The following is a 14,752-nucleotide window of genomic DNA, read 5'->3' on the forward strand; positions in this document are numbered from 1 at the left end:
CCGATGGACCGAGGGACTGCAAGAGCGAGAGAGGCGGAGGCATCGCATGGCGGGCGAGCAGGGTGCCGATCAGGCGGCACACACCCCTGACGTGGAGGAGTCGGCCCGGCAGGAGCTGCTGCGGCTGCGTGCCAGCATCGACAACCTTGACGCGGCACTCGTACACCTGCTCGCCGAGCGGTTCAAGTGCACGCAGGCCGTCGGGCGGCTCAAGGCGGTCCACGAGCTGCCCCCCGCGGACCCGGCGCGCGAGATCGCCCAGATCGCGCGGCTGCGGCGGCTGGCGGAGGACGCGCACCTCGATCCGGCCTTCGCCGAGAAATTCTTGAACTTCATCATCGACGAGGTCATCCGCAACCATAAGGCGATCGCGCAGGAGCAGCAGGCTCGGCCGTAGTGCCGGAACTCCCCTCGTCGGCCGGGCAGTCACGGCGGCCTGCGGACAGCGGGAAGACGACGACGGAGACCAGGCCCGCCACCACCAGTGCGGCGGCTGCGCCCGGAGTCATGCGGTCGTCGCTCAGTGCGAGCGTCGTGACCACCACGACCAGCGGCAGCGCCGTGGCCGCGTCGAGCGCAAGTACCGCGCGCTCGCGCACCCGCAGTCCGCGCGGCGCGAACAGCGCGACCGGTCCGCCGCGTACGACGAGGAAGAGCAGGACGAAGAGGGGGACGAGCGCGAGCGACCGGAGGCTGCCGCCCAGCGCCCCCAGGTCGATGTCGACTCCGGTCACGACGTAGAGGAAGGGGACGAGGAAGCCGTAGCCGATGGCCTCGATCGTGCGCGGCAGGACCGGGTCGGCGCCGAGCACCCGGCGGGCAGCCACCCCGATGGCGAACGCCCCCAACAGCACGTCGAGGCCCGCCACTTGGGAGACCCAGACCATCGCGGCGAGCGGCAGCACCACCCAGCGCACGGCCGTAGGCCCGTCGATCTCGCGCCCGCGGCCTTCACGCGCGCGCACCGCCCCGCGCGGCCGCATCGCCCACACCACCGTTGCGACGGTCACCGCGGCGATCGACGCGCCCACAGCCCCGCCCACCATCACCGCCAGTGCGACGACCGGCCCGGTCACGCCCGCGGCAGCGCCCGACACTGCCGCCTCCCGCAAGCGGCCGCAGCGCGCGGGCAGCGCCGCCGACCCCAGCCCCAGCCCCAGCCCCAGCCCCAGCCCCAGCCCGGTCGTCGTCAGCGCCACGCCCACCATCGCGCCCTCGCCGAACCGCCCGCCGCGCAACAGCACACCGGCGCCGAGGCCAAGCGCCAGCGCCACCAGCCACGACCAGCCCGCACGCCGCAGCGCGTTGCCGCCGACCGCCGTGACGTCGGTCCCGACGCCGAAGCCCGTGAGGAAGATCAGCGCGGCTAGACCGGCGTGGGCCAGTACGTCCAGCACCTCGCTGTCCCACACCCACGCCAGCACACCTGGGCCCACCACCATCCCCAGGGCGATCTCGACGACCGCGGCCGGCACCGCCACCCGGCCTCGTCCCAGCCGCTTCAGTGCGGAGACGGCCAAGGACGACAGGACCGCGATACCGGCGATCAGGACAAGCGACCAGGATTGCGACATATCGGCTATCTACCACGTATCGCCGCCGGTCGCTGCCCTTCGCGTGCCGCGTGCCACGCGCCTTGTGCGGCAACGCCCGATGCCCCGGCCGAGGAGGGGACTCCCGGCCGGGGCATCGGCTGCGGTGCAGTTGCAGCCGAAGGAAGCGTCAGTCGTCAGCCCGTGTACGCCTTGAAGGCGTCGGCGAAGGCGTTCGCACTCTGCACGATCGAGCTGCAGGTGGGGTCGGCGTAGTTCTTGGCGCCTCCCGAGCACTGCTTGTCGCGCGCGGCGGACCACATCGACAGCCACGCAAGCCCCTTGGACTTGGCGAAGTCGGCGAGCTTCGCCGCATCGGCGACCGTGAACGTCTCGGAGCTCACGTCGTTGACACCGATCATCGGGGTCACCGCGATCCTCTTCCACGCATCCGCGTCGGAAATCCCCAGTGCGCTCTTGACCTGGCCCTCCGTGGCGGTGGCCGCCTGGATCGCGTACTGGCCCATGTCACCGCTGTAGGACGAGCCGTAGTCCATCGCCATGATGTTGACGGCGCCGATGGTCACGCCGTTGCTCTTCGCATTGGCGATCAGGTTGGTGCCGTCGGAGGTGAGACCGGTCGGCATCACGGGGAGCGTGAAGGAGACGTCCAGTCCCGGGTGGCTCTTCTGCAGCTGCGCGATGGCCTGCGCGCGGCGGGTGTTGGCGGCCGCGTCGGAGATGGCGCCGCCCTCGATGTCGAAGTCCACCTTCGTCAGCTTGTACTGGTCGATCACCTTGCCGTAGGCGGCCGCCAGGTCGGAGGCGGACGAGCAGGCCTGGGCCAGTTCGGTGCCGTTGGCGCCGCCGAACGAGACACGCACGTCGCCGCCGGCGGAGCGCAGCGCACTGATCTGGTTGGCCGTCGGGTTGCTGCCGAGGGCGGTCATGCCGCCCCACTCCGGGGCACAGCCGCCGCCCGCCGTGATGAAGGCCAGATTGAACTGCTTGACGCCGGTGTCCTTCTGGGTTGCCGTCAGGTCGTACGCCGGGTAGAGCGAGGTGTCGACGTACGGCGAGAAGCCGGCGTTCGACGCGCTGTCGCTGCCAGTGCCGGAGGCGGAGTTCGTCGTCGACGAGGAGGAGGCGGCGGAGGTCCCGTTCGCCATCGCCGAGCCTGCGAGGGTGGCCGTGGTGCCGGTGACCGCGACGGCCGCGACGATGCCGCCGATCATCTTGACCTTGCGGCTGGTACGACGGCGGTGCGTGCTGCTCATGCGTTGCCTACCTGAAGTCGGGGTCTGGGGACGGCAAGCACGCTAGCGGCTTCGAAACGGACAAAGTTCCTGATAGGGACGGTGGTTGAGACCTTTATGGACCGCTTAAGGACCCGATCGGAGACGGTTAAAGCGAATGCCCCGGCCAGGATCCACCCGGCCGGGACGTAGCGCTTGTGTGCGCTCGTGTGCGCTTGTGAAACCGCGGGGCGTCAGCCCGTGTACGCCTTGAAAGCGTCGGCGAAGGCGTTCGCACTCTGCACGATGGAGCTGCAGTTGTCAGCGGCGTAGGACTGGGCGCGTGAGACGAGCCGTAGTCCTTCGCCGTGATGTTGACCGCGCCGATGGTCACGCCGTTGATGGGATGGGGGACGGTGAATCGTTCCAAGGCGGGCTCAGGAGCGGACCGCCCCGGCCCGGCGTCCGCGGCCGACGCGGTGCCCGCGCCGCACCCGTCGCCTGCCGCCCGACGCCCTGGGGCGCAGCGCCAGCCACACCCGTACTTCCGTGCCACCGAGCACGGAGTTGCCGATCGTGACGTCGCCGCCGGTCGATTCCGCCACCCGCCGCACGATGTCGAGGCCGAGCCCGGTCGAGCCGGGGCCTCCGTCGCCCTGGCCGCGGCGCAGTGCGGCGTCCGGGTCCTGGATCCCGGGACCGGCGTCCGAGACGAGCACGATCACCGCGTCCTCACCGTTGTGCACGTCGACCGCGAAGGCGGTGCCTTCCGGGGTGTGGCGGAAGACGTTGCCGAGCATCGCGTCGAGCGCCGCCGCGAGGTCGGCACGGACGACGGGTACGCGCACCGGCCGGTCGGCCCCCGCGGTGCGCACCCGGCGTCCCTGGTCCTCGGCGAGCGCGGACCAGAACGCCATGCGCTCGCGGATCACCTCCGCCGCGTCACAGCCGACCGAGGCCGATCCGCCGGCGGAGGCGGAGCGCTGGGCGCGCGCGGTGCGGATGATCTGGTCGACCTCGCGCTCCAGCTGGGCGACGGCTTCCCGCGTCTGCTCGGCGGCCGGGCCGTCGCCGAGCGAGGCGGCATTGAGCCGCAGGACGGTGAGCGGCGTGCGCAGCCGGTGGGAGAGGTCGGCGGCCAGCTCACGCTCATTGGCAAGCAGTTGGGTCACCTGATCGGCCATCGAGTTGAACGCGACGGCCGCCGCCCGCAGTTCGGACGGCCCGTCCTCCCGGACCCGTACGCCCAAGTCCCCCTGACCGAGGTCGTGGGCGGCGGCGGCGAGCAGCCGGGCGGGTCGCACCACCCGGGTGCCGAGCCGGTCGGCGATCACCACGGAGCCAACGACGAGCCCGGCGCCGACGAGCCCGAGCATCAGCCACGCGGTCGCTACGCCGCGGGTGATGTCCCCTTCGGGGACGAAGACTTCGACGACCGCGATCGATCCAGAGCTCACGGCGGTGGGCTGGAGCAGCGCGTAGCCGCCGGGCACGGAGACGGTCGAGGCCCGGCCGAACCTGGTCGCGGTGTCGAGCTCGGCCTGCGTGACGCGCTGGGTGCCGATCTCCACCGCGCCGCTTCCGCCGGCCGCCGGGACGTTCACGGCGATCTGTCCGTCGGCGCCCGCCTGGGTGGAGGCGACCGCGCGCTCCAGCTGGGTACGGTCGGTGGTGATCGCGAGCGCGGGGCCGATCGCGGCGGCCTGGCGTTCGGCGTTGGACATCGCCCGGTCGCGGGCAAGCTCCTTGACGACGAGCCCGAGCGGTATGGCGAAGGCCAGTACCACCATCGCGGTGACGGCGAGCACGACCTTGACCAGCGCCCACCTCATCGCCCGTCATCCACGTCTCTCGGCGGCTCCAGTTTCACGCCCACCCCGCGCAGCGTGTGCAGATAGCAGGGTTTGGCGGCGGTTTCGCCCAGTTTGCGGCGGAGCCATGACAGGTGCACATCGATGGTCTGGTCGTCGCCGTAGGCCTGCTGCCAGACCTCGGCGAGCAGTTCACGCCGTGACACGACGACCCCGGGGCGGGCGGCGAGGAAGGAGAGCAGGTCGAACTCGCGGCGGGTCAGATCGAGGGCGGTGCCGTCGAGCACCGCTTCCCTGCGCAGCACGTCGATCCGCAGGCCCCCGACGCGCAGTACCCGGGACGCCTCGGTGCCCCGCGAGCGGCGCAGCACGGCGGCCATCCGCGCCGACAGGTGTTCCACCGAGAACGGTTTGACGAGATAGTCGTCGGCTCCGTCGTTGAGCAGCCTGACGATCTCGCCCTCGTCGTCCCGCGCCGTGGCGATGATCACGGGGACGTCGGTGAGGCCGCGGAGCATCTTCAGCGCCTCGGCGCCGTCGAGGTCGGGCAGGCCGAGGTCGAGGATCACCACGTCGAAGCCGACCTGAGCCACCTCGCGCAGCGCCTCGAGTGCGGTACCCACGCTGCGCACCGTGTGGGCGGCGTCGGTGAGGTGCCTGATGAGCGCGGAGCGCACGAATTGGTCGTCCTCGACGACGAGCACACTGGCCATGGTCGGCACCGTACGCCATACGAGCGATCGCGCGGCCGCATAGCTTACCGGTCGGACGGGCACAGGAGTACGCAACCGGGCGGGCGCTTGACGCATCAGGCGCGTGCGACAGTATTGAGCCCGATGCGACGAGGTTTGGTGCAAGCGGGAGCATGGGCGCTGGCGACCGGCGCAGCGGTGACGCTGTCCTGGTTCGGCGTCCGGACGGTGCTGGCGAGCACCGCGTACGACCCTCCCCGCGCCCTGCCCATCTCGTCCGTGCCGAGCAACGCCGCCACGGGGGTCAGCATCACCCCGCAGTCGTCCTCCACGCAGCAACCCCGCCCGTCGCACAGCGACTCGCCGTCGGGCTCCGCGCGTGCCACACCGACCGGGGGGACGTCCGCGGGGGGTTCCGCGGCCGGTCCGCGGCCGGCCCCTTCGGCCACGTCACCGTCGTCCTCGGAGACCGGCACCATTCACAGCTACACGGTCACCGGTGGCCGTGTGGCGCTCGACCTCGGGACGTCCTCGGCGACCCTGGTGTCCGCAACGCCCGACTCAGGGTGGTCCATGCAGGTATGGAAGCAACCCCAGTGGATCCGGGTGGACTTCACCTCCGGCAACCAGACCTCTTCGGTCTTCTGCACCTGGAACGATCACCCGCCGATGGTGACGACCACCACCGGCTGAAGGGCCCGCCCTCCGTCAGCGGAAGCGTCCTCAGCGGAAGGCATCCGGCGGCGGCACGGGAGACGCGGCGGCCGTCACGTCGGTGACGGGAGCCGCTCCCCCGGTGAAGTCGGCAAGTTCCCTGCCGTGTTCAAGGCGTCCGGGGTGCGGGTCGCCGGCGATCCGGCGGGTCAGCTCGGCGAACGGGAGGGCCCGGCCGGAGGCGACCAGCATCGCGTTGCCGAAGCGCCGGCCGCGCAGCACCGCAGGATCGGCGGCCAGACAGCTCTCCTCGAAGCAGGAGCGCACGGTCGCCACCTGCGACCGGAGGAACGCAAGTCCTCCGCCGTCGGTGAGATTGGCCGCATATACCCCGTCGGGCCGCAGCACCCGCCGCACATCGGCGAGGAACTCCACGGACGTCAGATGCGCAGGCGTGCGCGCGCCGTGGAAGACGTCGGCGATCACGAGATCCGCCCAGTTCTCGTGGAGCTTGGCCAGCCCTTCGCGGGCGTCCCCGCCACGCACGCGGATCCGCCATGTGCGGTCCAACGGCAGTTCGCGGCGGACGAGTTCGACGAGCGCCGTGTCGATCTCGATCACCTGTTGGGTGGAGCGCGGACGGGTGGCGGCGACGTACCGCGGGAGGGTGAGCGCACCCCCGCCTAGGTGGACGACGTGCAGCGGCATGCCCTGCGCCGCCATCAGATCGATCATATGGCCGAGCCTGCGCTGGTAGGCGAAGTCGAGGCGTTCGGGGTCGTCGAGGTCGACATGCGACTGTGGGGCGCCGTCGATCAGCAGCGACCAGGCGCGCGGCCGCTCCCGGTCCGGTACGAGCTCGGCGGCGCCGCCGCCGACGAAGGCGCGCACCGGCTCCCGGCCCTGCCGGGCCGCCGCCCGTCCCCTGCCTGTCCTGCCCGTTCCGCCTGCCACCTCACCAGTATCGGCGGTGGCGTGATCAGAGCGCGTCGGCGGCCTCGATGGTGCGCGCCGCCTCGCCGAGCGCCTGGCGCAGCAGCGCGGGATCGGTGACCGGGTGGCTGCTCTCCGGCGGTACGAGCCAGCCCGTGCCCGCGACCGGTGGATCGCCGGCGAGCCTGCGCCCGCCGCCGTCGGTCTCCGTGCACGCGCTGCCCGGCAGGTCCCAGCCGTCGGCGGTGCCGGGCGGGACCAGGAAACCGAGAGTGTCGCCCGAGGAGTCGTGCAGCACCGGCCCGACGCCCGTGCGCAGCCGCAGAATGTCAACGGCTTCGAGGCCCTGCCGCGACGGCACGGTGACCAGATCCCAGTCGGGGGCCGCCACCGCCGACACCGCGTCCGAGGCGGGCGCGCCCGCCGCCTTCATCTTCGACCCGGATGATCTGTGCGCCCCTGAAGTCTCCAACAAGGGAACCTCCTCACTGTCGGGCCCTGAACGGTCACACCGGGATCAACGCGTGAAGGGCGTCAACAGCTACGGTCGCGAAACGCTGCAAAGGATGGCACTTCATGGCGGATCGCGGGTGAGATATCCGGTTTGTAGCCAAACACTGCGTACTTGCCGCATCACAGCGAGTACGGTCGTGCCGCCGAAATCACACACGTACCACACCCCGCACCATCCCAGCACCCCGAACACCCTCAGGAGGAGGCCTCGTCATGGCACCCTCACCGCCGGCGCCCAACACAGCCTTCCGACGGCTGCGGGGCGACCTGTCGCCCGGCGAGTTCGCCGCGGCGGTACGGAGGGCGGCCCGCGAGATCGGTGAGCGGGTGAGCTGCGACGCGCGCTACATCGGCCGCGTCGAGTCGGGCGAGATCCGGTGCCCCAACTACGCGTACGAGCGAGTCTTCAAGCACATGTTCCCCGGCTGCACGCTCACGGACATGGGGTTCGCACCGCGCGAGGCGGTACGGGGTCGCAGGCTGCACGCGGATGCGGGGCCCGTGGTGCCCATGGTGGATGACGGCACCTTCAGCACTGACAGCAACAACGAGGAGAGCGACGTGCTGCGTCGCGCATTCATGACCAGCGGCCCGGCTGCCGCACTGGCGGCAGCGCTGCCGGCGCCGATCGGCCCGGCACCGGCCGTACCGCGCCGGATCGGCGGCCGCGAGGCCCACTCGGTCGAGGAGGCGGTGCGACAGATCCGGCTGCTCGACGACAGGCACGGCGCGGAAGGGCTCTTCCAGCGGGCCGGCCACTCGCTGCGCAGCGCCTATGCGCTGCTCGACCAGGGGATGTACAGCCAGGCCGTCGCCGACAGATTGCACGCCGGATCGGGTGAACTCGCCATCTCCGTGGGATGGTTGGCGCACGACTCCGGGCGCCATGCCGATGCCCGTTCGTACTATGCGGAAGCGCTGGCCACCGCCCGTATGTCCGGCGACCCGGCGCTGGAGGCGCACGCCTTCTGCAACACCGCGTTCCTCGCGCGCGACGCGGGTCGCCCGCGCGAGGCGGTGCGAGCCGCACAGGCCGCCCAGCGCGCGGCCAGAGCGCTCGGATCGTCGCGCCTGCTGTCGCTGCTCGCCCTGCGTGAGGCGGGGGGCTGGGCCGGGCTCGGCGACCGGGCGGCGTGCGAGCGGGCGCTGCTGCGCGCCGCGCGGTTGTACGGCAAGGGGCCGTCCGACGCCGATCCGGAGTGGATGACCTTCTACGGCGAGGCCGAGTTGGAGGGACTCGAGGCGCAGTGCTGGTCGCGGCTGGGCGAGTACCGTCGCGCCGCGGTGCACGCACGGCGGGGCGTAGCCCTGCAGGATCCTCACTTCACGCGCAATATCGCGCTCTACAGTGCGGAGTTGGCGGGGGATCTCGCAGCGGGCGGTGAACCCGACGAGGCGGCGGAGGCGGGCCGGCGAGTGCTCGACCTGCTGGGCGAGCACGTCAGGTCCTCGCGCATCCGCACGATGCTGGACGCGGCGGCGACGACGCTCGGCCCGCACCGCAGGCGCGGCGCGGTGGCCGAGTTCCTGGCCCGGCATGCACACTCCAGGCGATCGGCGTAACGCTGCAACGCTTCACCGCGCGGCGGGCTCGCTTCGACGGGGAGCGAAGCGATGCCGCCCTACCGTGGGCGCATGAGCGACTTCGCACCTGACGACGGGTTCCGCAGGTTCCAGGAGTTCCGGGAGCTGCACCATCGTGAGCAGCCGTTGCTGCTGCCCAACGCATGGGACCACGCGTCCGCCGCGGCGCTCGCGGCACGCGGGTTCCGGGCGATCGGAACGACGAGCCTCGGGGTCGCCGCGGCCGCCGGCATGGTGGACGGGGCCGGGGCGACCCGGGCGCAGACCGTGGCGCTCGCACTCGGGCTGGCCAGGCTCGATGCGCTGATCACCGTCGACATCGAGGGCGGGTTCGGCGAGGACCCCGGTGACGTCGCGGCGCTCGCGGCCGAGTTGGCCGACGCCGGGATCGTCGGGGTCAACATCGAGGACGGCCGGGCCGACGGCTCGCTCGCCCCGGTCGCACGGCAGCGCGAGGTGATTGCCGCCGTCAAGGAGCGCGTGCCGCACCTGTTCGTCAACGCCAGAACGGACACCCACTGGCTGCGTGAGGCACCGTCGCTCGACGTGACGCTCCGCCGCGTCGAGGCCTACCAACAGGAGGGCGCCGACGGCGTCTTCGTGCCGGGCTTGGTCGACGACGACTCCGTCCGCAGCGTGGTGGAGGCGGTCGGCGTACCGCTGAACGTCCTGTTCGCGCCCGGTCGCGTCAGCTACGACCGGCTCGCGGAGCTGGGCGTGCGGCGCATCTCCACCGGCTCGTTGCTCTTCCGCGCGGCCCTGGACAGCGCCGTCGAGACGGCCTGGGCCGTCGCGCACCCGGATGCACCGGTCCGCGAGGTGCCCTCGTACGGGGAGGTGCAGGCGCTGGCGGAGCGGTTCCGCGGGTGAGCCGCCCGCTCACCCCGCACCCAGCAGGCCGTCGAGCAGCGCGTCGAGGCCGTGCTCGTACTGGCGCAGGCCGTCCTGCGCCGACGCCAGCTCCGGCGCGAGGTCGACGAGGTGAGGGAAGCGGTCCGCGGGCAGCCCGGCGAACCGTGTCCGCAGCCGCTCGCCGCCGTTCTGGTGGGCGAGCCCGCGACGGCGTCCGCTCGCGGTCCACAGCGCGGCGCCCACCGTGTACTGCATCAGCGCGGTCTCGGCGCGGGCCGCCGCCGAGCGGTCCATCCCCGATCGCAGCAGCAGGCCGAGCAGACGGTCGACGACGGCCGTGCCCTCGTCGCCGCGCACGGGCCCCCGGGTGAGGAGGTGGAGCACGGAGGGGTGGTCGGCGAGCAGTCGGTAGACGCTCCGGCACAGCGCACGCACGGCGCGCCGCGGTTCGGCGGGTCCGGGGTGCTCGGGGTGTCCGGGGTGTCCGGGGTGTCCGGCGTGTTCGGCGTGTTCGGCGGCGGGGAGGGCGATCTCGGCGAGCAGCCGTTCGCGCACGGCGTCGATGATCTCGTCCTTGCCGGTGAAGTGGGTGTAGACGGCCATGGTGCCGACGCCGAGGCGTTCGGCGAGGGCGCGCATGGTGAAGGCGTCGGGCCCTTCGTGGTCGAGGAGGGAGACGGCGGCATCGAGGACGCGCTCACGGTTGAGGGTGTTGCGAGGCGTGCGGCGGCGGGGAGTTGGACGTGTGGGGGGATGTACGGGCGGCTTCGTCATGATGGGCGGCTCATCGGGACGGGGACGGGGACGATGCGGGCGCTTTATAACGTATGTCGTACGGTTCAGCGTCCGCAATGCGTTCATGTTCCCCCCGATACCCCGCGTTGTCGGTCCCGGATGCCAGACTTTCGGACGTGACCGAGAGCACCACCCTGCGGGAGCGGCTGGCCGCGTTGCGCGGACCGGCCGTTCCACCACGAGCGCTCGATGCCCGGGCGCTCGCCGCGCTGGCCGCCAATCCCGGGTGCGGACGGCGGGCGCTGCTCGACGCGGCCGGGGTGGACAAGGCCGCGGTGGCACGGGTGTTGGGGGCGCCCGCGCCATTCGGGCAGTCGCAGTTCGCTTTCGCGCGCGGGCACGCCTTCGAGGCGCGGGTGAAGGCCGACGGCTGCCAGGAGCTGCTGCGGCTGCTGGGCGCGACGAACAGCGAAGCGGATGCAGTGGCGGCGCTGCCCGACCTGAGCGCACCGGACCCGCAGGCGCGCGCCGCCCGTACCCGGCTCGCGCTCGAACAGCTGTCACCTGCGGGCGGCTGGGCGCTGCTCGACCACCCGATGCTCGTGCTCGACGTCGCCGGGTCGCCCGCATATCTGGAGCCCGACGCGATCGCCGTGCGCCCGGACGGGTCGTGGACGGTGATCGAGGTCAAGTCCTTCCCCGTCCTCGACGGGAGCGCCGATCCGGTGAAGGTGGGCGCGGCGGCGCGGCAAGCCGCCGTCTACGTGCTGGCGCTGGAACGGATCCGGCCGGGCGCGGCCCGGCCGGAGGCGCTGCTGGTCTGCCCGAAGGACTTCTCCAATCTGCCCACCGCCGAGCTGCTCGACGTACGCAAGCAGCTGTCGGTCACCCGGCGGCAGTTGGCCCGGCTCACCCGGGTCGAGGAGCTCCTCGCAGGCCTGCCGGAGGGCACCACGTTCGATCTGCGGCTCGCGGACGACGACAGACAGCAACATGAGCCGCTGGCGCGGCGGGCCACCCGGCCGGGCGCCGAACTCGCCGCGGCCGTCGACTCGGTGCCGTCCGCCTACGCACCGGAATGCCTCGCGACCTGTGAACTCGCCTTCCACTGCAGGGAACGGGCGCGTGCCATGGGGTCGGTCGAATCGCTGGGGCGCTCGCTGCGCGGCGAGCTCGGTGCGCTGGCCACCGTCGAGCAGGTGCTCGCGGCAGCCTCCGCGGACGGCGGCGCCTCGGACGATCCGGCGGTGGCCGCGCTGCGCAGGGCCGCGGCGCTGCGCTCCCAGGCACTGCAGGAGGCGGCATGTCGCTGATGGTGACTCTCGCGCGAGCGCAGGCCGCGGCCGAGGGGCGCGCCCAGCCGCTCGCAACGGTCGGACACCGCCATCTGTCCCAACGCCCCTTGGTCCTGGTGATGTTGACGACCGCGGGCGAGGTGGGCGCTCCGCTGGGCGCGCTGGTCGGGACGGACCGGGACGCGCCGCGGCTGCTCGTCGTGCCGCAGCCGCGCGACCGGCAGCTGCGCTTCGCCTTCCTCGCGGAGCTGGCCGATGCCGTGCTGCCGTACATCGAGTCGTACGAGGACGCGGTCGAGACCGAACCTGCGACGCGGGCCAGGGAGGAGTCCGAGATCTGCGCGGACGCGCCGCAGCTGATCGTGCCGAACACCACGGCTATCGAGTACGTACGGCTGCTGGGCCGCTCCACGCGCTTTCGCCGCACCGCCGAGGACGACCCTGAAGAACCTTACCCGGCGCCCGAGCGGGTCCCGCTGCTCGGGCGCTGGCTGACGCATTACGGCGAGCGGGCGCGCACCCCGGGCAGTGCGCTGCTCATGGCCATGACCGACCTGCTCAGCCGCCACTGGGCGACCGGGCAGAGCGCCCTGGAGGACCAGCATCTGGGGGCGCTGCTCGCCTGGATCGATCCGCCGACGGGGACGAACGGCGCGGCCGCCGCGCGTCTTGCGGAGGTGGCGCGCGACGAGCACGGTCTGCTGCTCAGCCCGCCCGCAGGGCCGCCCACCGATCCAGTCTTCGACAACCGCGCCCTCGCCCCGGCGATGGCGCGATTCGACGCGGCGAGGACGGCGGGTGCGGACCTGGGCCCCGCCGAGCGGGCGATACGCGACCTCGTGGCCGGCCAGCTACGTCCGACGTGGGACAACGTCTGGCGCGGCATCGATCTGCTGCGCACGTTGCCGCCGGCGTCCCGGGCCGGCGACCGCTGGAAGCGCGACCGCTGGTCGTTCACCGGTCACCGGGACCGGGTGCGAGCGGGCGAGCCGCCGCAGCCGAAGCGCGACGACGCGGTCACGGCCGCGCAGAAGCTCGCCGGGCGCGAGGCGGCGCAAGCCCGTCTCGAGGCGCAGGAGGCGCTGGACGACCCACTGGTGATGGCGGGACGGCGGCTGGCCGGCGAGGCGTTCGCGGGTGAGGTCGTCGAGGTCGAGATGGCGTACTCGGACGGCAGACGCCCGATGCCGCGGCCGCTGGTGAGCGTCGTCACGGGGGACCGGCCGCGCCTGGAGCCGGGCGCCAAGGTGTACCGAGTGCCGCCCGTGGCCGCCGTACCGTCCGCCCAGACCGCCGAGTTCGTCGCCGAGCGCGACGGGGCGCTGCTGCTCAGGCTGGTCAGCGGCATGGGCCGCGGCAAGGTGCCGGAGCCCGGCTCGGTGCCGGGCCAGGGCGACTTCGTCTGCTGGACGCTCTTCGAACACGCGCCCCACGGCGGCCCCGAGCTGCCGGACCCGCAGGACATCCCGTGGACCCACGGCGGCCCGCCCGGCTCCGCCCCGGCCGCCGCCGCGCCCGATCCCGTGACCGCGGAGGACTTCCTTTGAGTGAGGCAGGTGAGGATTTCGACGCCGCTGCCGCCGCCGAGGCCGCCACCGAGGCGATCCTGCGCGATGCCCGGGACAGCCCGCACCGCGGCGTCGTCGTGGATTCGCCGCCGGGCGCGGGCAAGTCGACGCTGGTGGTGCGCGCGGCACGCCGACTCGCCGCCGACGGCGAGTCGTTGATGATCGTCGCGCAGACCAACGCCCAGGTGGACGATCTCGTCGACCGGCTCGCGACCGCGGAGCCCGGCCTGCCCATCGGCCGGTTGCACGGCTCGGACGCCCCGCCCGACCCGGTGCTCGACCGGCACGCCTCGGTGCTGAAGTCCACGAAGGCGGCCGAACTGCGCGGGCAGCAGGTGGTGATCGCGACCGCCGCGAAGTGGGCGTACGTCAAGGGCAAGGACATCGAGCCGTGGCGCCACGCGATCGTCGACGAGGCCTACCAGATGCGCTCCGACGCGTTGCTGCGCGTGGCCGGGCTCTTCGAGCGCGCACTGTTCGTGGGCGACCCCGGCCAGTTGGACCCGTTCAGCGTGGTGGGCGCGGAGCAGTGGGCGGGGCTTTCGTACGACCCGTCGGCGAGCGCGGTGGTGACGCTGCTGGCGCACAATCCGCACCTGCCGCAGCACCGGCTGCCGGTCTCGTGGCGGCTGCCTGCCTCGGCTGCGCCGCTGATCTCCGACGCCTTCTACCCATACACCCCGTTCCGCAGCGGCACGGGACCGGGCGAGCGGCGGCTGTCGTTCGCGCTCGCGTCGGACGGCGAGGGTCCGGACCGGGTGATCGACGAGGCGGCGGCGAGCGGCTGGGGGCTGCTCGAACTGCCGGCGCGGCTCACGCCGCGTACCGATCCGGAGGCGGTCGCGGCGGTGGCCCGCGTCGTGCGGCGGCTGCTGGACCGGGGCGGGGCCACGACCGGCGAGCGTGCGGCGGAGCCGGCGCCGCTCACCGCGGACCGCATTGCCGTCGGCACAGCCCACCGCGATCAGGCAGCCGTGGTACGGGCGGAGCTCGGCGCGCTCGGGGTGGCGGGGGTCACGGTCGACACCGCGAACCGGCTGCAGGGCCGGGAGTTCGACGTCACCGTTGTGCTGCACCCCCTGTCGGGGCGCCCCGACGCGACGGCGTTCCATCTGGAGACCGGCAGGCTGTGCGTGCTGGCGTCCCGGCACCGCCACGCATGCGTCGTGGTGTGCCGGGCAGGCGTTGCCGAGCTGCTGGACGAGCATCCGTCGACCGAACCGGTGCAGCTCGGTGTGACGGTGAAGTTCCCGGACGGCTGGGAGGCGAACCACGCGGTACTCGCCCGGCTCCGCGAGCACCGCATCGCCTGGACCCCCTGAGCGGCCCCGGGGGGCTTGTGCCGTGC

General features: G+C 72.7%; 14 protein-coding genes. 7 read left to right on the forward strand and 7 right to left on the reverse strand.

The genetic code is table 11. From position 1 onward, the window contains the following. The first annotated feature begins 46 nt into the window (after positions 1–46). Complete coding sequence (locus NGB36_RS20330) at positions 47–397, forward strand: chorismate mutase (protein ID WP_255921773.1); 351 nt, start codon at positions 47–49, stop codon at positions 395–397. Here the strand turns inward: NGB36_RS20330 and NGB36_RS20335 are convergent. The 4 genes from NGB36_RS20335 to NGB36_RS20350 all read right to left on the reverse strand — a co-directional run bounded on the left by NGB36_RS20335 (position 348) and on the right by NGB36_RS20350 (position 5,291). Then, positions 348–1,574, reverse strand: coding sequence for a cation:proton antiporter domain-containing protein (locus NGB36_RS20335; RefSeq protein WP_255921774.1), 1,227 nt, complete (start codon positions 1,572–1,574; stop codon positions 348–350). The two genes, NGB36_RS20330 and NGB36_RS20335, sit on opposite strands and share 50 nt — an antisense overlap. A 155-nt stretch (positions 1,575–1,729) precedes the next feature. Further along, positions 1,730–2,809, reverse strand: a complete 1,080-nt coding sequence (locus tag NGB36_RS20340; protein WP_255921775.1) for a chitinase — start codon at positions 2,807–2,809, stop codon at positions 1,730–1,732. Between the two features lie 395 nt (positions 2,810–3,204). Continuing rightward, on the reverse strand, positions 3,205–4,599 hold the full coding sequence (locus NGB36_RS20345) for a sensor histidine kinase (protein ID WP_255921776.1): 1,395 nt from the start codon (positions 4,597–4,599) through the stop codon (positions 3,205–3,207). After that, positions 4,596–5,291: a response regulator transcription factor gene (locus NGB36_RS20350; protein WP_255921777.1), complete on the reverse strand. Its 696-nt coding sequence runs from the start codon at positions 5,289–5,291 to the stop codon at positions 4,596–4,598. Before NGB36_RS20350 ends, NGB36_RS20345 begins: the two co-directional genes overlap by 4 nt. A gap of 123 nt (positions 5,292–5,414) precedes the next feature. Here NGB36_RS20350 and NGB36_RS20355 point away from each other — a divergent pair, with 123 nt between their 5' ends. Beyond that, positions 5,415–5,963, forward strand: coding sequence for a hypothetical protein (locus NGB36_RS20355; RefSeq protein ID WP_255921778.1), 549 nt, complete (start codon positions 5,415–5,417; stop codon positions 5,961–5,963). A gap of 30 nt (positions 5,964–5,993) precedes the next feature. Here the strand turns inward: NGB36_RS20355 and NGB36_RS20360 are convergent, their stop codons facing one another. Both NGB36_RS20360 and NGB36_RS20365 read right to left on the reverse strand, forming a co-directional pair. Next, the gene (locus NGB36_RS20360; RefSeq protein WP_255921779.1) at positions 5,994–6,878 is read right to left on the reverse strand and encodes a spermidine synthase; all 885 of its coding nucleotides are present in this window, start codon (positions 6,876–6,878) and stop codon (positions 5,994–5,996) included. 25 nt (positions 6,879–6,903) lie between these two features. Further along, positions 6,904–7,332 carry a hypothetical protein gene (locus NGB36_RS20365; protein ID WP_372509481.1) on the reverse strand — a complete coding sequence of 143 codons (429 nt, stop codon included), beginning with the start codon at positions 7,330–7,332 and terminating at the stop codon, positions 6,904–6,906. Positions 7,333–7,583: 251 nt separating this feature from the next. On the opposite strand from NGB36_RS20365, the gene NGB36_RS20370 reads away from it, so the two are divergent. Then, positions 7,584–8,933, forward strand: a complete 1,350-nt coding sequence (locus NGB36_RS20370; protein WP_255921780.1) for an NsdA family TPR-like regulatory protein — start codon at positions 7,584–7,586, stop codon at positions 8,931–8,933. A gap of 72 nt (positions 8,934–9,005) precedes the next feature. Beyond that, on the forward strand, positions 9,006–9,824 hold the full coding sequence (locus NGB36_RS20375; protein ID WP_255921781.1) for an isocitrate lyase/PEP mutase family protein: 819 nt from the start codon (positions 9,006–9,008) through the stop codon (positions 9,822–9,824). A gap of 9 nt (positions 9,825–9,833) precedes the next feature. On the opposite strand, the gene NGB36_RS20380 is transcribed toward NGB36_RS20375, so the two are convergent. Next, complete coding sequence (locus tag NGB36_RS20380; RefSeq protein ID WP_255921782.1) at positions 9,834–10,580, reverse strand: TetR/AcrR family transcriptional regulator; 747 nt, start codon at positions 10,578–10,580, stop codon at positions 9,834–9,836. A 77-nt stretch (positions 10,581–10,657) separates the two neighbouring features. On the opposite strand from NGB36_RS20380, the gene NGB36_RS20385 reads away from it, so the two are divergent. The 3 genes from NGB36_RS20385 to NGB36_RS20395 are packed head-to-tail and all read left to right on the forward strand — an operon-like array spanning position 10,658 to position 14,726. Next, positions 10,658–11,854: a hypothetical protein gene (locus tag NGB36_RS20385; protein ID WP_372509482.1), complete on the forward strand. Its 1,197-nt coding sequence runs from the start codon at positions 10,658–10,660 to the stop codon at positions 11,852–11,854. After that, the gene (locus NGB36_RS20390) at positions 11,845–13,383 is read left to right on the forward strand and encodes a hypothetical protein (protein WP_255921784.1); all 1,539 of its coding nucleotides are present in this window, start codon (positions 11,845–11,847) and stop codon (positions 13,381–13,383) included. The genes NGB36_RS20385 and NGB36_RS20390 overlap by 10 nt, the downstream gene beginning before the upstream one ends. Then, complete coding sequence (locus tag NGB36_RS20395; RefSeq protein ID WP_255921785.1) at positions 13,380–14,726, forward strand: AAA family ATPase; 1,347 nt, start codon at positions 13,380–13,382, stop codon at positions 14,724–14,726. Before NGB36_RS20390 ends, NGB36_RS20395 begins: the two co-directional genes overlap by 4 nt. Positions 14,727–14,752: the final 26 nt, after the last annotated feature.

Origin of the sequence: Streptomyces humicola (genome assembly GCF_024436035.1) — a bacterium.
Classification (GTDB): domain Bacteria; phylum Actinomycetota; class Actinomycetes; order Streptomycetales; family Streptomycetaceae; genus Streptantibioticus_B; species Streptantibioticus_B humicola.